Raw genomic sequence first — 18,619 nt, 5'->3', positions numbered from 1 at the left:
GGCGCTTTCTGGAGGTGTCCGCTTCGAGAAATGACAAACAATCACCGGATAGTCTGCAATGAGAGCGAGATCCGACATTACGAATCGCGCGCGTTCCCACAACTCCCAAAAACAGAATTCTTCAAAAAAACAAGAAAACCCTCACCCCCCATCCGCCCCACGCCTGTCCTTCCAATGCGCCCGGCGGATCTCGGCCGCCGCCTCGTCATAGGCAAAGGTCAGGCAGGCAAAGCGCCGCCCCGCCGTCACCGTCTCCACCCGATGCATCAGCCCGCAGGAAAACACCACCGCCCCGCCGGCCGGCGGCGAGAAGGCGCGGGGGCCGAATTCCGGAAAACTGACGCCCCCGCCGCTAAATCCGTCATTCAAATTGATCGAGATGGCAAAGCGCCGATGCGCGACCGCCGCCAGCGTATTGTCGCGATGCGCGCCGAACCGCCCCTGTTCGGCCGCGTCGTAACAGGCCACCAAAATCCGCTCCAGATATGTCGCGTGGAACTGAAAGATTTTCCGGATCTCCGGCACGATACGGCGCGAAATCCGCTGCTCGATCTGCGCCACCAGCTCCGGCTGCTCGATCCGGCAATCCCGCCGGCGCTTGAAGCGCATATCCATCGCCCGCACCGACTGCCCGGCATCATATTCGGTAAACACCCCGGACAATGCGCCGCCGACCCGCCCGTAATGGTCGATCAGATGCGCACAGAATGCCGGCTCGAACACGTCGCTCAGCATCAGCACGGGCGTCGCCTCGGCCTGGGCCCGCGCGGCGGCGGGCGGAATGCGCGCCAGCAATTCGAAAATGCCCTGCGCCACCCCCGGCTGATGGCCGAACACCGCGATCACCCGCAGCATCGGGTCCACCAGCAGCCAGGCGGGCGGCCCTTCGGGACGAAATCCATACAGCGGCCCGACCTTGCCCGCGCCGTCGTAAATATAATGCAGCCCCGGCGCCGCCGGATCGGCCGTCAGGCGCGCCGCGTCCTCCGGATCGGAACTGATCCCGAAAAACAGCAGATTGGCCTGGTCCAGCATCGCCTTGTGCCGCTCCACGACAGCCAGGCTTTCCCGCACCTCCGGCCGCATGGACGACCCGAAAAAGAACAGCAGCGCATAACGCCCCGCCGCCTTGTCGAAATGATACGGCCCCTGCCGGTCCGAACTGGCTTCGACGAACCACGGGGCCGGATCGCCGACCTGCAAAGCGATGTTCAGCGTCATGGAACCCCTTCCTCGCCCCATGTTGGCGGACCGGCACGCCCCCGGTCAATTGCGGCCCCGGCCCCGGCCCCGGCCCCGGCCACGAGCCGGCTCCGCCGCGGCGCCGGCCCGAAACTGCGGGCCGGTCAGCGGAAACCCGTCAGGGCCCGTCCAACGTGAGTGTCCCCGCACCGAAGCGAAGCGGCCATGACGGCCATCAGCATCGGCGCACGGCAAACGCGCATCGAACCGCCGCCGGCACTCGGTCCCGGGCGGCGGCTCAGAACCCAACGACCGGATGCGGCACGTACGGCACTTCCAGCGCCTCGATCTCGTGCGCCTCCAGCGTCACCGACAGCGCACCCAGCGCATCGTCCAGATGCCCCGGCTTCGACGCGCCGACGATTGGCGCCGTCACGCCCGGCTGCTGCAACACCCACGCCATCGCCACCTGCGCGCGCGCAATGCCCCGCTCGGCCGCGATGCGCCCCACCGCGTCGATCACCGCGCGATCCGCCGCCACGGTGCCCGAATACAGCGCCCGGGTCATGTCGTCGCTCTCCTGCCGCGTCGTACTCTCGCGCCAGTCGCGGGCCAGCAGCCCCCGCGCCAGAGGGCTCCACGGCAGCACGCCGATCCCCTGGTCCCGGCAGAAGGGCAGCATCTCCCGCTCTTCCTCGCGGTTCAGCAGGTTCAGATGGTCCTGCATGCTGACGAACTCGGTCCAGCCATGCTGCCGCGCGGTATAGACCGCCTTGGCGAACTGCCACGCATACATCGACGACGCGCCGATATAGCGCGCCTTGCCCGCCTTCACCACGTCGTGCAGCGCCTCCATCGTCTCCTCGATCGGGGTATGCGGGTCCCAGCGATGGATCTGGTAGAGGTCGACATGATCCGTCCCCAGCCGGCGCAGGCTGTTGTCGATCTCCGTCAGGATCGCCCGCCGCGACAGGCCCGACCCGTTCGGCCCGGACCGCGTCGGAAAGAACACCTTGGTGGCCAGCACGATCTCGTCGCGCCGCGCGAAATCGCGGATCGCCCGCCCGACGATCTCCTCCGACGTGCCGTCGGAATAGCTGTTGGCCGTGTCCAGGAAATTGATCCCGGCCTCCAGCGCCTGACGGATCAGCGGCCGGCTGCGATCCTCGTCCAGCGTCCAGGGGTGCCGTCCGCGCTCCGGCACGCCATAGGTCATGCAGCCCAGGCAGATACGCGAAACCTGCAGGCCCGTCCGGCCCAGTCGCACATAATCCATGCCGCATTCCCTCCCTGTCGGCGACTCGCCCCGGACCGTCCCCGCGGGCGCCGGCCCCAGGGTAGCAGACCCCAGGACAGCAGACCCCAGGGCAGCAGACCCGAAGGCAGCAGACCCCAGGCAATAGACTCCGGAGCAGCGGACCGAGGGCAGCAGACCCGGCGCCCCCCTGTCAACGCCCAAGCGAGGGCCCGGCCCGTGGCGTGACCCGTGGGGGAGGGGACTACCTGACGCCGAAAATATCCTCCAGCGTGCGCGCCATCACCGACGGCTCCGGCGAGGTGCCGAACCACAGCCGCACGCTGATCACCCCCTGGTTGACCAGCATGCCCAGCCCGTCCAGCGTCACGCAGCCCCGCTTCTCCGCCGCGCGCAGCAGCGCGGTCTTCGGCGGGTTGGGGATCACGTCGGCCACCACCAGGCCCGGACGCAGGCTGTCGCAATCGATCGCAGGCATCGCCTCCGCGTCGCCCAGCCCCACCGACGTGGCGTTGATCAGGATCTGCGTGTCCTCGGGCACCGCGAACGCCCCGTCCCACGCCACGAAACGCGCGTCGGCCGGCGTCGATTCGGTGATCAGCGCCGCGATGTCCTGCCCCCGCCGCGCATCGCGGTTGACGATCGTCAGGTGCCGCGCCCCGGCCAGCGCCAGTTCCACGGCAATGGCTCGCGCCGCGCCGCCCGCCCCCAGCAGGCAGACCGTCTTCCCCGCCGGATCCATGACCTGCGTCAGCGAGGTCAGGAACCCCTTGCCGTCCGTATTCTCGCCGATCAGCGCGCCGTCACGGATGACCACGCAATTCACCGCGCCGATGATCGCCGCCGATTCCGCCAGCCGGTCCAGGTGCGACAGGATCGCGACCTTGTGCGGGATCGAACAGTTGAACCCGGCCCACCCCATGGCCTTGGCGCCCCGCACGGCATCCGCCAGCCCCTCGGGCTTCACGTCGCAATTGATATAGCGGGCATTCATCCCGTGATGGCGATACGCCGCCTCGATCATCGCGACGGTCGGATTGTCCGCGCACGGGGTGGAAAAGGATCCGGTCAGCGCGGCAAGAAAATTATGGGACGTCATTGGGGCCTCCTCGACATGCTCTCGTCTGGGGTCCGCCTTCCGGGGCGGCCCGCGGCGTGTTCGGCCCGACAGGGTTGCATAGCTATGCAGGCCTGTCACCCACCTCCTGCGCCCGCCGCGCCTTTCCCGCCCGGTCCGCGCCCGCGTCGTCCCCGGTGGCGCCCGCATCCCCGCCGCCCGCATCATCGCCGCCCGCATCATCGCTGCCCGCATCTCCGGCCGCCGCACCGGTGCTGCCGCGCTCCACCAGCCGCGCGGCCACCGCGCGGGTTCGCCCCATGGCCGCGTTCGACGGATCGGCCAGCGCCGCCGTCAGCATCTCCAGCGCGGCGCCGGCCATCCGTTCCACCTGCTGGTCGAACGACGTCAGGTCATAGGCCCGCCACCCCGCCTGCGGAATATTGTCATAGCCGATCACCAGCACGTCGCCCGGCACCGACAACCCCGCATCGCGCAGCGCGTCGATCGCCCCGCACGCCATCAGGTCATTGCCGCAGAACAGCCCCTCCGGCGGCTGTCGGGCCCGCAGCAGCCGCCGCATGGCGTCATACCCGCCGGCATGGCTGTCATCGCCCGCGATCGCGACCGGCGGCGCCAGGCCCCGCGCCGCCACCCCCTCCGCGAACCCGCGCCCGCGCTCGCGCGCGGCGGCGCTCTCGCGGGGCCCCGCCAGCCACCCGGCCGCCCGCACGCCCCGCGCGGCCAGCAGGGCGGCCGCCTGCCGCCCGGCGGCACGATTGTTCGACCGTACGGTGGAAATCCACGGCCCCGTCAGGCGCGAATTGAAACAGACGGTCGGAACGCGCAGCGCCGACAGCGCCTCGGCCGCCGCGCGGCTGCCGACCGCCAGCGCGGTGACCGCCGCATCGACCCGATAGCCCGCCAGTTGCTCCAGCGCGCCGTCCAGCGCCAGCGCATCGTCCACCCGCACCAGCAGCACCTGCAACCCCAGCGCCCGCAGGGCCACCGCGAAATGGTCCAGCACGGCGGCATAGAACGGATTATCCAGCCCGCCCACCACCACCCCGACCATGTGCGACCGGCCGGACTGCATGATGGCCGGAATCCGGTTGGGCCGGTATCCCAGCGCCGCCGCCGCTTCCAGCACCCTCGCGCGCGTCGGCGCCGACACGCCGCCGGCGGCGGAAAACGTCCGCGACACCGCCGATTGCGACACCCCGGCCAGCCGCGCGACGTCGGTCGAGGACACGGCGCGGCGCGTCACGCGCCCACCCGTCACGCGCCTACCCTGGCGGCACGGGACGCGCGCGAAACGATGGCATATGATCCTCGGGCGATCGGTTCGGACGGGGCAGGCATCATGCGGGTATTTTCACGATGGACGCCTATCCGGCAAGCACGCCCGGCCCGCGCCCCGGCACGGCTCTGCCTGCTGGCGCTCCTGGCCGGCTGCGCGGCGGCGCCGGGGCCGGCGCCCTCCTGCGACCCCCTGCCGCCCGACACGCTGCCGCTCTACCTGGTCGACCGGGGCTGGCACACCGAAATCGGCATCCCGGCGGCCGACCTCACGGGACCGCTGGCCTATTTCCGCCAGGTCTTCCCCGGCGCGCGCACCGTCCTGTTCGGCTACGGCAAGAAGACATTCTTCACCGCCCCGACGTCCAGCCCGGAAGAATATCTGATCGGCCCGTTCCCCGGCCCGGCCGTCATCCAGGTCTTCGCCCTGACCGTCGCGCCGCCGCAGGCCTATGCCCCCGGCACCGTCGTCACCCTGCCGCTCCCGCCCGCCGGGATGGCGCGCCTCTCCGCCTTCATCGGCGATGATCTGGTGCCAGGGCAAAGAACAATGGGGCAAGGAACAATGGGGCAAGGAACATCGGGCCAAGGAACATCGGGCCAGGGGACGTTGGGCCAGGGGACGTTGGGGCAGGAAACTACGGGGCGAGAGGAACGGCCGCGCCTGGTGGCGGTCGGGCACCTGCCCGAAAGCCTCTTCTACGCGGCGCGCAGCCGCTACACCCTGTTCCACACCTGCAACGGATGGGTGGAGCAGGCCCTGCGGCAGGCCGGGCTGCCCATACCCGACGGCCGGGCGATCTTCGCCGGACAGGTCATGCGCAAGGGCCGGCAGGCCGCCCGCCGGCTCTGCCCGCTTCCACCCCCGCCGTCGGACGGCGCGCGATGAACGCGCGCGATCCGTTCAGGCGATTCATTCAGGGGCAGGGCGGCTGGGTGCCGTCCGGACACACCACGTCGGTGCCGCGCGGCACGACGATCACATTATGCGCACGGGGCGGATGATCGTCGCCATCGCCGCTGAAGGAACTGCACGCGGCCAGCGGCAGCAGGCTCAAACCCAGGACGGCAAGCAGGCAGGGACGGCGCAGGGAGAAAGCGGCCGACATATCGAAAGACCTTCCGCAAAAGGGTGCATGAACAAGCATATAATCAAACGTATTGCCCACGCACCGGTTCCTGCATCGTCATGATTCCCCGCCGCGCCGTCCCAGCAGCCGGCACAGCGCCAGCGACGCGTCCGCCCGGTTCAGCGTATAGAAATGAAATTGCGACACGCCCGCCGCGCGCAACTGGGCGCACAGCGCGGCGGCAACCGCCGTGGTGACCATCGCCCGCGCCCCCGGCTGCGCGTCCAGCCCATCGAACAGGCGCCGCATCCAGTCGGGCACGCGCGCGCCGCACATCTCGGCAAAGCGATAGGCCTGCGCCACGTTCCCCACCGGCAGGATCCCCGGCACGATCTCCGCATCGATCCCCGCCGCCGCCGCGCGGTCGCGAAACCGCAGGAAACTCTCGGCCTCGAAGAAGAATTGCGTGATCGCCCGGCACGCCCCGGCATCGATCTTGGCCTTCAGGTTGTCCAGGTCCGCCTGCGGGCTCCGCGCCTCGGGATGGGTCTCCGGATAGGCCGCGACCGAAATCTCGAACGGCGCCACCCGCCGCAGGCCTGCGACCAGCGCCGCCGCGTTCTCATATCCCTCCGGATGCGGCACGAACCGCCCGCCAGGCTCGGCCGCATCGCCGCGCAGCGCGACGATATGCCGCACCCCCGCCTGCCAATAGTCCCGCGCCACCGCGTCCACCTCGGCGCGCGACGCCCCGACGCAGGTCAGGTGGCCCGCCACCGGCACGGCATGGTCGCGCACCATCTCGCGCAGCACCGCCAGCGTCCGGTCGCGCGTCGACCCGCCCGCGCCATAGGTCACGGACACGAAGCGCGGCCCCAGCGGCGCCAGGCCGGCCACCGCCTGGCGCAGCCCGTCCGCCATCTTCTCGGTCTTGGGCGGAAAGAATTCGAACGACACCCCGATCTCCGCGTCCGGCGCCTCGGCCGGGGCAAGCCACGGAAACGGGCCGGCGGCGTGTCCAGGCTGGGATAGGCCGGGAAGGGAAAGGCCGGGAAGGGAAAGAAAAGACATGCGGGCCGGCTCCTCGGCAATCATCATCGGGAAATAAAGGATCAGGAAACGAAAGAAGCAGGCGGCGAGCGCTCAGCGGCCGTCGGCCGCGCGGCGGCCCAGCCACAGCTTGACGGTCAGCTCGCCATCCAGGCGCACCGGCTCTTCGGCGCGCAACCCGGCGGCGGCGAACCATTCGGCCATGTGCGCGTCGGAAAATCCCAGTCGCACATGCGCATCGCGCTCGCGCAAATCCTCGCGCTCATGCGGGGCGAAATCCACGACCAGCAGCCGCCCGCCCGGCGCCAGCAGCCGCGCCGCCTCGGCGATCGCGGCGGCCGGGTGCTGCGCGTAATGCAGCACCTGGTGCATCACCGCCACGTCCGCGGCACCGGCCGCCAGCGGCAGCGCATACATGTCGCCCTGCCGCAATTCCGCATTTTCCAACGCCGCCTGGGCCAACGCCGCCTGGGTCAGCCCCACCTGGGCCAGTTTGGTCCGCGCCAGGCGCAGCATCGCCGGGCTGCGGTCGAACCCGACCGCGCTGTCCGCCCGGGGGGCCAGCAATTCCAGCATCCGCCCCGTCCCGGTGCCGATATCCACCAGCCGCCCGATCGGCTCCGGCGCCAGAACGCGCAGGATCGCGGCCTCGACATCGCCCTCCGCGACATGCAGCGAGCGGATCGCGTCCCAGTTCGCCGCATGGGTCTCGAAATAATCCTCCGCCGCCATCGCCCGCACCGTACGCACCGCCTTCAGCCGGGCGATGTCCGCCGCGCGCTCGGCGTCGTCATGCCGGTCCCACCGGTCCATGGCGGCCAGCAGCGGCCCGAAATCCTCCTCCGTCCCCAGCGTCAGGAACACCCAGCTCCCTTCCTTGCGACGCTCCGCCAGCCCGGCCGCCACCAGGATCTTCACATGGCGCGACACGCGCGGCTGGCTCTGCCCCAGCACCTGCGCGATCTCGCCGACGGACAGTTCCATCGTGCGCAGCAACGCCAGGATCCGCAGCCGCGTCGGATCGGCCAGGGCCTGGAAAATGACAAGCGATCGGCTCATGAACGTCACATATAACGATATCCTTATATGTGCAATTCCTATTGACTCATTTTTTCCATTCCTGTCCTAATCCGACCGCCATGGTTCCGCACCCAGTCTTCCGGCGTCGCGGCGAAGAGGGAAGCCGGTGCGAATCCGGCGCTGCCCCCGCAACTGTAGGCGGCGAGCACCGGTCCATCCGCGCCACTGGGAATCTCTACCGAGAGAGACCCCGGGAAGGCAGGACCGGCTGCTGTGACCCGCAAGCCAGGAGACCTGCCATGGCCGAAGAAATCCTCCGGCGGGGTGTCCGGACGGGTCGCGCCCCACCGCGCCGGCGACCTGCCGGCGCGGCCGGCCTCGCGCGCCTGTCCGCCGGCCCGCCCCAACTGTCGAGGCTGTCATGACCGTCACCGTCGCCACACTGGGCTTTCCCCGCATCGGCCCCAGGCGAGAACTGAAACAGGCGCTGGAAGAACACTGGGCCGGAAACGGCGACGAGGCCGCACTCCAGGCCGCGGCCGCACGCCTGCGCGCGGACAACTGGATCTGGCAGCGCGATCGCGGCGCCGACATCATCCCGTCCAATGATTTCTCGCTGTACGACCATGTGCTGGACATGTCGGTCATGGTCGGGGCCATCCCGTCCCGCTATGGCTGGTCCGGCGGCCCGGTCGACAGCGCGACCTATTTCGCCATGGCCCGCGGCACCCGGGGCGACGCGGCGGCAGGCTGCGCGCACGGCCACGCCGATGCCGCCAGCGCCGATGCCTCCGGTACCGATACCGCCGGGGGCCTGCCCGCCGCGGAAATGACCAAATGGTTCGACACCAACTATCACTACCTGGTGCCGGAATTCTCCGCCGATCAGGTCTTCCGCCTGTCCTCGGCCAAGCCGGTGGATGAGTATCTCCAGGCCCGCGCGCTCGGCATCGAAACCCGCCCCGTCCTGCTGGGGCCGATCAGCTACCTGCTGCTGGGCAAGGCCCGCGGCGGCGCCTTCGACCCGCTGTCGCTGCTGCCGCGCCTGCTGCCGGTCTATGTCGCCATCCTGCGCGCCCTGGCCGATGCCGGCGCCGGCTGGGTGCAGATCGACGAACCCTGCCTGGTCACCGACCTGACCGACGCGGCCCGCGCCGCCTATGGCCGCGCCTATGCGCAGCTCGCGGCCGGCGCCGGGGTGCGCCTGATGCTGGCGACCTATTTCGGCGCGCTGGGCGACAATCTCGACACCGCGCTCGCCCTGCCGGTCGACGGGCTGCATATCGACCTGGTGCGCGCACCGGACCAGCTCGGCCCCGTCCTGGCGGCGGCGCGCCCCGACCTGGTCCTGTCCCTGGGCGTCATCGACGGCCGCAATGTCTGGCGCGCCGACCTCCAGGCGCTGCTGGACCGCATCGCCCCGGCCGTGCGCACCGGGCGGACCATCCAGCTCGCCCCCTCCTGCTCCCTGCTGCACACCCCGCTGGACCTCGACCGCGAAACCGCGCTGGACGGCGAAATCCGCTCCTGGCTGGCCTTCGCGGTGCAGAAGATCACCGAACTCGCCACCCTGGCCCGGGCGCTGAATGACGGACCGGCCGCGGTGCGGGCCGAACTGGACGCGGCATCGGCGGCCGCCGCGTCGCGCGGCACCTCGCCGCGCATCCACGACCCGTCGGTCCAGCAGCGGATGGCGGCGATCGACCCCGCCCAGGCCCGCCGCGCCTCGCCCTTCGCCGTCCGCCAGGCGGCGCAGCGCGCCCGGCTCGGCCTGCCCGCCTTTCCCACCACCACCATCGGCTCCTTCCCCCAGACCGGCGACGTGCGCCAGGCCCGCGCCGCCCATGCCCGCGGCACCCTGTCGGACGCGGCCTATGATTCGTTCCTGCGCGCCGAAATCGTCCGCGCCGTGCAATGGCAGGAAGAAGCCGGGCTCGACGTGCTGGTCCACGGCGAATTCGAACGCAACGACATGGTGCAATATTTCGGCGAACGCCTGTCGGGCTTCGCCTTCACCCGCCATGCCTGGGTCCAGTCCTACGGCTCGCGCTATGTCCGCCCGCCGATCATCTACGGCGACGTCCGGCGCCCCGAACCGATGACGGTCGCCTGGTGGCGCTATGCCCAGTCCCTGACCGACCGGCCGATGAAGGGCATGCTGACCGGCCCGGTCACCATCCTCAACTGGTCCTTCGTCCGCGACGACCAGCCGCGTGAACGGACCTGCCGCCAGATCGCCCTCGCCATCCGCGACGAGGTCACGGACCTCGAAGCGGCCGGCGCCGCCATCATCCAGATCGACGAGGCCGCACTGCGCGAGGGCCTGCCCCTGCGCCGCGCCGACTGGCAGGCTTACCTGGACTGGGCGGTGGCCTGCTTCGGCATCGCCGCCTCGGGCGTGGCCGACGCGACCCAGATCCACACCCACATGTGCTACTCGGAATTCAACGACATCATCGACGCCATCGCCGCGATGGACGCCGACGTCATCTCGATCGAGACCGCACGCTCCAGGATGGACCTGCTTGACGCTTTCACCGGGCGCCGCTACCCGGCGGAAATCGGTCCGGGCGTCTACGACATCCACTCGCCCCGCGCCCCCGCCGCCGGCGAGATGCTCGACCTGCTGCGCGCCGCCGCCGGCCGGATCGACCCCGACCGGCTCTGGGTCAACCCCGATTGCGGGCTCAAGACCCGCAAATGGCCCGAGGTCCGCACCGCCATAGCCGCCATGGTGGACGCGGCGCGCCGGATGCGCGCCGCCTGAAGCACCCCGCGCCTTGCGCCGGGGCGCGAGACCGGGTTGGCTGGATGAAACAGTCGCGACTCGCATCCAGCCGCCGGAGAACCCCCAACGTGTCATCCCACCTCAATCGCGCGCTCGGCCCCTGGCAATTGATGTTCACCGGGCTCAGCGCCATGATCGGGTCGGGATGGCTGTTCGGGGCGGAACGCGCGGCCTCGACCGCCGGTCCGGCGGCCACCCTGGCCTGGCTGCTGGGGGCCTTCATCGCGCTGGTCATCGCCGCCGTCGCCACCGAACTGGGCGGCATGTTCCCGGTGGCGGGCGGCATGGTGCGCTATGCCAACCTCACCCACGGCCCCCTGGTCGGCTTCATGGCGGCCGGCGCCAACTGGCTGTCGATCGTCAGCGTCGTCCCGGTCGAAGCCGAGGCCTCGGTACAATACATGAGTTCCTGGTCCTTCCCCTGGGCCCATCACCTCTACCAGGCCGGCACCCTGACACCCCCCGGCCTGATCGTGGCCGCCCTGCTGGTGGTGGTCTATTTCCAGCTCAATTTCTGGGGCGTGCGCTTCTTCGCCCGCTTCAACGCCATGATCACGGTGTTCAAGCTGGTGGTGCCGGCCGGCGCCGCCCTGGCCCTGTTCGCCAGCGCCTTCCACCCCGGCAACCTGGTGGGCGCCGACCCCTCGGGCACGCCCCCGGGCGCGTCCTTGGGCGGCTTCATGCCCTACGGCCTGTCGGGCATCCTGACGGCGGTGTCCACCTCGGGCATCGTCTTCGCCTTCAACGGGTTCCAAAGCCCGCTCAACCTGGCCGGCGAGGCCCGCAACCCCGGGCGCAGCATCCCGATCGCCGTGCTGGGCGCGGTCGGGCTGGCGACCGTGATCTACCTGCTGCTGCAATGCGCCTTCCTGGGCGCGGTGCGGCCCGGGGCAGGGGGCTGGGCGGCGCTGTCCTTCTCGTCGCCCTTCGCCCAACTGGCCATCGCCTTCAACCTCAACTGGCTGGCGATGCTGCTCTATTTCGACGCCTTCCTCGCCCCCAGCGGCGCCGGCGCCACCCACCTGGCCAGCAGCACCCGCATGACCCTGGGGATGCAGCGCAACGGCACCATGCCCGCCCTGCTGGGCCGGATCGATCCCTCTTCAGGCGTGCCGCGCCCGGCGCTGTGGTTCAATCTCGCCGTGGCGTTCGTGTTCCTGTTCTTCTTTCGCGGCTGGGGCATCCTGGCGTCGGTGATCTCGGTCTGCACCATCATCTCCTACATGATGCTGCCGATCGCCGCCCTGGCGCTGCGGCGCACCCTGCCCGAACGGCCGCGCCCGGTCCGCGTGCCGGCCATGCGCGTGGTGGGCGCGCTGGCCTTCATGTTCTCCTCGCTGCTGCTCTACTGGGCCCGCTGGCCGCTCAGCGGCGACATCATCCTGCTGATGGTGATGCTGCTGCCGGTCTATGCCTGGTTCCGCCGCGACGATGGCTGGGCACGCCACCGCGCCGCCATCCGCCATGCCGCGTGGTTCATGGCCTACCTGCCGTCCATCGCCGCCCTGTCCTATGCCGGCAGCCGGCAGTTCGGCGGGCGGGGCTGGATTCCCTACGGCTGGGACCTGGCGGCGGTGGCGGCGATCTCGCTGCTGTTCTGCGCCTGGGGCGTGCGCAGCGCCCGCGCCGTGCCCGACCTGTCCGTGATGGAGGACGATTCCCCGCCCGCCCCGGCCACCGCCGCCGACGCGCCCGCCGCACCGGAATTCAGAAATATCGCTCATAGACGGTTATGACATCGCCGGGCTGCAGCAGGGAATTGCGCTTCACCCGTCCTTCGGCGGCCTGGCCGTCCGGGCCGGAGCGGACCGCGCCGGCATAATCGGTGATCGCGCGATAGGTATAGCCACCCGCCAACGCCACCGCGCTCAACGTCGTCATGCCCGGCATATAGGGGTATTGCCCCGGATGGGCGACTTCGCCCAGGACGAAGATCGGCCGGTACTGCGTGACCTCGACGGACACGCTGGGATGGTTCAGAACGCCCTCCGCCACCAGGCGGGAGGTGATGGCACTCTCAAGCTCATGCGTCGTCAGGCCGGACGCCTGGATCGACCCGATCAGCGGAAAGGCGATCCGCCCGTTGTCGCCGACGGTAAAACTGTTGGTCAGTTGCAGATCGTTATAGGTCAGCACCCGCAATTGATCGCCCGCCCCCAGCCGGTAGGCCACATTGGCCGGCGGCGGCATCGGCGGCAGGCTGCTCCCGGGGGCGCAGCCGGCCAGCGCCGCCAGCGCCGCCAGGCAGACAATGCGAACAGGCGCAGGCATGCGGCGCGGAAAATAAGCAGTCATCAAGGTCCTCCGGTCTTGCGGTGGGCGTCATTCGGCGAAACTGAACCCGAGTGAGACATAATTGCTGGCGAAGGTCGACTTCCGCGTCGGGAAGAGCGGGTCGGGGGGCAGGCCGCCATGGGAAAAATCGTTCACATGGCTATAGGACAGCGATGCGGTGACATAGCGGTTGATCACCCAGTTCGCCGACACGCCGAATTTGAACAGGGTCTGCGTGCGCGACGCGGTGCCGGCGACCGTGCGCCCGGTCTGGCTCATCCCGCCTTCCGCATAGCCGCGCAGGACGACCGTGCGGCGCAGTTCGTGGTCCCATTGCACGCGCCCGTCGGTCACGGTCTGGTTCCGCGCAAAGGGCGAGGCCGGGTCCAGGATGCGCCGATAGAAATAGATGCTGATCGTATCCCGCCGCCGCGGCGTCCAGATCGTGTCGATCTCGAAGGTCGGGGTGGTGACCGCGGGCGCCGGGCCGTGGGTGAAATGGCGCGTCTCGCCCCCCGCCAGCAGGCGATAGCGGATGACCGAATCCGCATTCAGGTCCAGCCCCAGGAATCCCGCCCCGTCGGCATAGTCGTTCCCCTCGCCCCCGTTGGTGAATTGCGCGGTCGAGCCGCGAAGGATCATCACCGCCGCATTGCCGGTCGACAGTTCGAAGCGCGACGTCAGCGAACCCGTCTCCAGGCGGTGGCTGAGGCTGGCATAACTGGTATCGATCCCCCCGCCCAAGGCGCTGCCGAACGTGTAATCCTCATAGATCGCCGCCGGAATCAGGCTGAAACGGCCGAACAGCTTCGTATAGGTCAGCCGGACGTCGTTGGCGTCATAGGGCACCGGACGCGACACGCCGAAATTGCCCAGATCCATCGACGACAGATGCAGTTGATAATGGGTATAGCCAAGCGCCAGCGTGTCGTTGCCCAGGGCCACCGACCCGCCGGTCCCCGCGCTCCAGTTCGTGTAATCGGCGAATGGAATCGACGGAAAGCGCCTGTCGCTGACGGATGCGAAAACCCCCAGCGCGTTGCGCGTCCAATTGGAATTCAGCTTCAGCCCGCCGTCGAATTCGAATTCCGGGCTCGCGGTATGCGGCGCCGCCAGCGTGTTGGTGTTGTACCCGCCCGCCACCGCGGCCGAAGGGCGCAGGATGAAGCTGCCGACCGGAATGCCGGCGGGCCGGTTGCTCAGCAATTGACGCATGACGACGGAATCCGCCTGGTCCGGAGACGAATAGCCCGGCAGGTCGGACGGAAAATATTGCGAAATCAACTGCGCATGAGCCGGCACACTCCAGGCCGCGACCGTAAGCGCCGCCAGAGTCGCCAGGTGATGCCGGATGCGCCCGGCATGTTCCGCCGCCATCAGGTCAGCGTGCCTCCCCGGGCCGCGTCCATTGCAAGGGGCTGGGGCACCGCGGCGCTGCCGTCCGGCAGGACCGACCTGTACAGCTCGGCATAGCGGCGCGCCACATCGTCCCAGTCATAACGGGACGATTCCGCGATCGCACGGGCCCTGGCGGCGGACACGTGCGCCTCGCCCTGCCGATGCAGGTCGCGCATGTCCCGCGCCAGCCCGTCCAGGTCCTGCGCCTGGCGCACGATCCCCACCTGCGTCTGCTCGACCAGGCGTCGAAAGGGCACGATATCGCTCAGCACGGGAATCAGCCCCGCCGACAGGGCCTCGACCGCCGCCAGGCCGAATCCTTCATGCTGCGAAAGGCAGCAATAATAACTGGCTTCTCCGAAAAGGCTCCGCAACATGTCGTCGGACGGCGCGATCACGAAGCGCGTGGCCTCAGCGACCCCCGACGCCCGCGCGGCCTCGGCCAGATCGGCCTCCGTCTGGTCGGCGGGGCGCCCCGCCACGATCAGGCGCCAATCCTCCCCTTGCGCGCGCAGCCGCGCGAGAAGAGGAAAAAGCAGGTCGATCTGCTTGTGCCGCGCGAAGCGGCCGAAACTGATCATCGTGCGCGTCGGCGCGGCGGACGACGCGGCGCGGAATTTCCGCTGGTCGATCCCGTTCTCGATGGTCAGCAGCCGCTTCCCCGCGATCGGGGCGAACATCTGCGCATCGCTCACGCTGCAGGCGACGATGCGCTTATAGGCATGCAGCGACGCACGGGTCAGGGTCTGGAACCAGAGCGCCTTGACCTGCCGCAGCGCCTTCGTATGAAAGAACCCGCCATGCGTCGACGCGACCAGCGTCCGCCCATGCAGCCAGCGCGTCGCCGCCAGGTAGTCGAAGAAAAAATCGATGGCGTGAACATGGACGATATCCGCCCCGTCAAGATGCGACAGGATCTGGGGCGCGATCGGATAGCGCGTCGACCCGGACCAGCCGATCCGCCGCACCGGCACCCCCTGCACGACATCCGTGGGCGGCAGGACCGCCGGATCGCCGAACACGCGGTTCAGCGTCACGACCCGCGCGTCGATGCCCAGATTGTCGCGCTGCACCCTGCAGAGATTCAGGACCGAGTCCTCAAGGCCCCCGACCGAGGGGCTGAACTGCCGTACGATATGGATGGTCTTCAATGGGACGATCCTCAGGACTGATACGGTAATGCAAGGCGTCGCGGCTGGCCGCTATAGGGCGCCCCCGGAAAGGCGCCGGCCGATTCCTCCGCCATCGACACGACGACGCCCGTGACATTCGCGCCATAGGATTTAAGCCGTTCGATCGACGACGTCACGGCGGCGCGCGACGTCTCCAGCCACCGGCATACGAACACGGTCTGGTCCGCGACGGCGCCGTAAACCAGCCCGTCCGGCATGCATTGCAGGGGCGGGCTGTCGATGATGATCAGGCTGTAGGACTGGCTGATCGTCTTCAAAAGCTCGCGCAGCCGCGCGATCTCCGCCGGATCGAACGCAAACATGCCGGGCGCGCCGGCCGAGATGAAATCCACCCCCGTCTCTCCGTCCCGCTGGACGACATCCGAAATCGAGGCCGTTCCGGTCAGCAGTTCCGTCAGGCCGCGCTGCGCCGGCACGTCGGCGCGGCGCCCGGTGCTCTGGCGGTGATCGCCGTCGATGACCAGCACCGGCTGGCCGCCGGTCCGGGCCAGGGCCGACAGCCAATAGGTCAGCGACGTCTTTCCTTCCCCGCCCGCGGCCGACGTCACGGCGATGACCCGCCCGCGCCCGGTCTGGACGGCGGACAGCGACAATTGCGCAAGCAGGCTGCGTACCGCTTCGCTGGCGGTGGAAAACGGCGCGTCCAGCACATGCCGGCGCACCGCATGCTTGTCGCGTGCCGCGATCCTGGGAATGGCCGTCAGAAGCGGCAGGCCGATCAGGGCGCGCAACTGCTCGATCTCGCCGAAGCCCGGCGACAGCAGGTCGCGCAGGAAGACCGCGGCCCCGGCGGCGACCAGCGACAGGACCACGACGCCCATCAGCAGTTTCTTGCGATTGGGAAAGGTCGGCGCATCGGGCGGCGAGGCATGCGAAACGAAGCTGACGGGCGGCTGCAGCAGCGCCACCCGATCGACCATCTCCTTCGACCGTCCCAGAAACGCCTCATAGACCTCGCGCGCGCTCTGCGCCTCCTGCTCCAGCATCAGGTACTCGGCCTGCGGCGAACTCTGAACGCTGGCCTGCTGGCGCAACTGATCCAGATCCTGCGTCAGTTGCGCGACCTCCGCCCGGGCCGAGACGACCTCCTCGTTGATCGACGACAGGGCGGCCCGCAATTCGCTCGCCAGGCTGGCGCGGGTCGCGGCGATCTGCATGTCCAGGCCGGCCAGGTCGGGATGATGCGGCCCCAGGGCCTCCGCCTTCTGCATGCGGCTCGCTTCCAGTTGCGACAGCGTATTCGCCGTCGCGACCAGGATCGGCTGCTGCGTCAGCTCGACCAGCGCGCGGCCCTCCCCCTGGGCGCTCGCCCGGGACAACGCGTCCGCCCGCGCCTCGGCGGCCGCCAGGCGGCTCTGCGCCTGGGTCAGGCTGACCGCGGTCTCGGACATCTGCCGATCGATCAGCGGGCCGGTATCCGACCCGTTGCCCGTATTGGACAGATGATGCGCGGCGTTGAAGCTGCTGGCCTTGGTCGAGGCCTCCAGCCAGCGTTCGCGCAATTGCGCCGTGCGCGCATCGATCCAGGCCGCCGTGCGGTTGATGTCGCCGCGCTGGCGGTCCAGGGCCTGAAGCTGGTACTGCGTCACGAAGCTGTTGGCCAGGTCGGCGGCGCGCTGCCCGTCATTGTCCTTGATGCTGATATTGATGATGCGCGAATGCGGCTCGGGCTCCACGGTCACCGACGCCAGCAGACGGTCGATCTTCGCCTGCCGCTCCGCCTCGGGATTGCTGGCGGCGGCCTTGGGGCACAGCAGATGGACATGGGCGCACAACGCGGCGCGCAGGTTGAATCCCGCCGGCGCCGGCGGCGGCGGCAGGGCCCGCAGCACCGCCGCGGCGACGTCGCGCGATTGCAGCAGCCCGGCTTGCGTGGCCAGTTCGTCATCCTGCAGCCGGTCGGCGGGCTGGGCATTCTGAAGATTGACCGGATCGACGCTGGTCGATGAGACGACGACCGTCGCGGTGGCCATATAGGAGCGTTTGAGCATCATCGTCACGCCGCTCCCCACGACGAACGTGCCGACGCCCACGGCCAGGAACAGCCGGCGATAGCGCCGCACAAGCTGCAATCCGTGCAGGATGACCGCCCGTCCGTCTCTCTGGGGCGCCGCCGGCATATGCTCGGCCATGCTGAAATCAGCCATATCCGGGACCGAAAGTCCGTTCGGCCAGGCATCGGTCCTGTTGTTCATTGCGATCTGCTCCGTTCGGGGGCGAATTTCCAGCGAAGAACGTGAAATCCAAAGACGGGAAGGCCGATCAGATAGCGGCGCCACAGGCGGCGCGGCTCCCGCGACAGCCGGACCGCCCATTCAAGGCCCATGTTCGCGACCCAGCGCGGCGGCCGGTGGACGCGCCCCGCGGCATGATCGACCAGCGCCCCGGCCGTGATCGCGATCGTCGGCGCGATGCGGTGCCAATGGTCGTGCAGCCAGCGTTCCTGGCGCGGCATGCCCATGTTCACCAGCAGCAGGTTGGGCCGCGTCTCGTTGATCTGCCGGATGATCGCCTCCGAATCCGCCGAACCCGCGCGCGCGTCGAAAAAACCATGATGCACCCCGGCGGTCCGCACGCCATAGCGTTGTTCATAGGCCCGCGCCGCCTCCTCGGCGACCGCCTGCTCGCCGCCCAGCCAGAACAGGGACGCATCCCCGCCCAGTTGTTCCAGCACCGGCCCGATCCATTCCGGCGGCGTCGTGCGATGCAGCCGCCGTCCGGTCAGGAATAGCGAGGCAAGCTGCACCCCGGCCCCGTCGCAGAAGGTGACGTCCGCCTCCGCGAACAGTGCGCGCAGCCAGTGTTCATGTTGCGACAGGACCATGCAATGCGCGTTCGCGTTCACCACCAGCATCTTGGCATGCGCGCGCGCCGCCCGGACCACCAGTTCCGCCAGGTCCTGGCGCGGTATGTCCATCAGGCGCAATCCCATGATGTCCAGCGCGTCGAACGGCACCGCATCGCGGGCAGGCGAGGGCGCGAAGGCGGCCGGGCCCGCCGAATCCGGGCTCATCGAATCCGGGACTTCCATAT

General features: G+C 69.3%; 15 protein-coding genes and 1 riboswitch. Of the genes, 3 read left to right on the top strand and 12 right to left on the bottom strand.

What is annotated here, in order from left to right:
- Window positions 1-141: 141 nt before the first annotated feature.
- From AAC691_RS05845 to AAC691_RS05830, 4 genes are all read right to left on the bottom strand, one after another.
- On the bottom strand, window positions 142-1,221 hold the full coding sequence (locus tag AAC691_RS05845) for a 2OG-Fe(II) oxygenase (RefSeq protein WP_342629286.1): 1,080 nt from the start codon (window positions 1,219-1,221) through the stop codon (window positions 142-144).
- A 259-nt stretch (window positions 1,222-1,480) separates the two neighbouring features.
- On the bottom strand, window positions 1,481-2,458 hold the full coding sequence (locus AAC691_RS05840; RefSeq protein WP_342629285.1) for an aldo/keto reductase: 978 nt from the start codon (window positions 2,456-2,458) through the stop codon (window positions 1,481-1,483).
- 223 nt (window positions 2,459-2,681) lie between these two features.
- Window positions 2,682-3,536 (bottom strand): shikimate dehydrogenase, encoded by an 855-nt coding sequence (aroE, locus tag AAC691_RS05835; protein ID WP_342629284.1) that lies wholly within the window; start codon window positions 3,534-3,536, stop codon window positions 2,682-2,684.
- An 82-nt stretch (window positions 3,537-3,618) separates the two neighbouring features.
- A complete protein-coding gene (locus tag AAC691_RS05830; protein WP_342629283.1) occupies window positions 3,619-4,776 on the bottom strand; it encodes a LacI family DNA-binding transcriptional regulator in 1,158 nt (385 codons plus the stop codon).
- 36 nt (window positions 4,777-4,812) lie between these two features.
- Between AAC691_RS05830 and AAC691_RS05825 the strand changes: the two genes are divergently transcribed.
- The gene (locus tag AAC691_RS05825) at window positions 4,813-5,682 is read left to right on the top strand and encodes a DUF2459 domain-containing protein (RefSeq protein ID WP_342629282.1); all 870 of its coding nucleotides are present in this window, start codon (window positions 4,813-4,815) and stop codon (window positions 5,680-5,682) included.
- A 28-nt stretch (window positions 5,683-5,710) separates the two neighbouring features.
- On the opposite strand, the gene AAC691_RS05820 is transcribed toward AAC691_RS05825, so the two are convergent.
- From AAC691_RS05820 to AAC691_RS05810, 3 genes are all read right to left on the bottom strand, one after another.
- Entirely contained in the window at window positions 5,711-5,902 is a 192-nt protein-coding gene (locus AAC691_RS05820) for a hypothetical protein (RefSeq protein ID WP_246285783.1), read from the bottom strand.
- 78 nt (window positions 5,903-5,980) lie between these two features.
- Window positions 5,981-6,934: a methylenetetrahydrofolate reductase [NAD(P)H] gene (gene metF / locus AAC691_RS05815; RefSeq protein ID WP_342629281.1), complete on the bottom strand. Its 954-nt coding sequence runs from the start codon at window positions 6,932-6,934 to the stop codon at window positions 5,981-5,983.
- A 72-nt stretch (window positions 6,935-7,006) separates the two neighbouring features.
- Complete coding sequence (locus tag AAC691_RS05810; RefSeq protein ID WP_342629280.1) at window positions 7,007-7,972, bottom strand: metalloregulator ArsR/SmtB family transcription factor; 966 nt, start codon at window positions 7,970-7,972, stop codon at window positions 7,007-7,009.
- Between the two features lie 64 nt (window positions 7,973-8,036).
- Window positions 8,037-8,250, top strand: a riboswitch (cobalamin riboswitch).
- Between the two features lie 104 nt (window positions 8,251-8,354).
- Here AAC691_RS05810 and metE point away from each other — a divergent pair.
- Window positions 8,355-10,700, top strand: coding sequence for a 5-methyltetrahydropteroyltriglutamate--homocysteine S-methyltransferase (gene metE, locus AAC691_RS05805; protein WP_342629279.1), 2,346 nt, complete (start codon window positions 8,355-8,357; stop codon window positions 10,698-10,700).
- An 89-nt stretch (window positions 10,701-10,789) separates the two neighbouring features.
- The gene (locus AAC691_RS05800; RefSeq protein WP_323991555.1) at window positions 10,790-12,457 is read left to right on the top strand and encodes an APC family permease; all 1,668 of its coding nucleotides are present in this window, start codon (window positions 10,790-10,792) and stop codon (window positions 12,455-12,457) included.
- Here the strand turns inward: AAC691_RS05800 and AAC691_RS05795 are convergent.
- The 5 genes from AAC691_RS05795 to AAC691_RS05775 are packed head-to-tail and all read right to left on the bottom strand — an operon-like array spanning window position 12,429 to window position 18,599.
- On the bottom strand, window positions 12,429-13,016 hold the full coding sequence (locus AAC691_RS05795) for a polysaccharide biosynthesis/export family protein (RefSeq protein ID WP_323991554.1): 588 nt from the start codon (window positions 13,014-13,016) through the stop codon (window positions 12,429-12,431). The two genes, AAC691_RS05800 and AAC691_RS05795, sit on opposite strands and share 29 nt — an antisense overlap.
- A gap of 27 nt (window positions 13,017-13,043) precedes the next feature.
- Complete coding sequence (locus AAC691_RS05790) at window positions 13,044-14,372, bottom strand: outer membrane beta-barrel protein (protein WP_176640340.1); 1,329 nt, start codon at window positions 14,370-14,372, stop codon at window positions 13,044-13,046.
- The gene (locus tag AAC691_RS05785; protein WP_323991553.1) at window positions 14,372-15,544 is read right to left on the bottom strand and encodes a glycosyltransferase family 4 protein; all 1,173 of its coding nucleotides are present in this window, start codon (window positions 15,542-15,544) and stop codon (window positions 14,372-14,374) included. The genes AAC691_RS05790 and AAC691_RS05785 overlap by 1 nt, the downstream gene beginning before the upstream one ends.
- Before the next feature lie 11 nt (window positions 15,545-15,555).
- Entirely contained in the window at window positions 15,556-17,781 is a 2,226-nt protein-coding gene (locus tag AAC691_RS05780; protein ID WP_323991552.1) for a polysaccharide biosynthesis tyrosine autokinase, read from the bottom strand.
- The gene (locus AAC691_RS05775) at window positions 17,778-18,599 is read right to left on the bottom strand and encodes a WecB/TagA/CpsF family glycosyltransferase (protein ID WP_323991551.1); all 822 of its coding nucleotides are present in this window, start codon (window positions 18,597-18,599) and stop codon (window positions 17,778-17,780) included. The genes AAC691_RS05780 and AAC691_RS05775 overlap by 4 nt, the downstream gene beginning before the upstream one ends.
- Between the last annotated feature and the right edge of the window lie 20 nt (window positions 18,600-18,619).

The sequence above is a fragment of the Nguyenibacter vanlangensis genome, assembly GCF_038719015.1.
Classification (GTDB): domain Bacteria; phylum Pseudomonadota; class Alphaproteobacteria; order Acetobacterales; family Acetobacteraceae; genus Gluconacetobacter; species Gluconacetobacter vanlangensis.
This window is presented reverse-complemented; position numbering and strand designations above follow the sequence as displayed.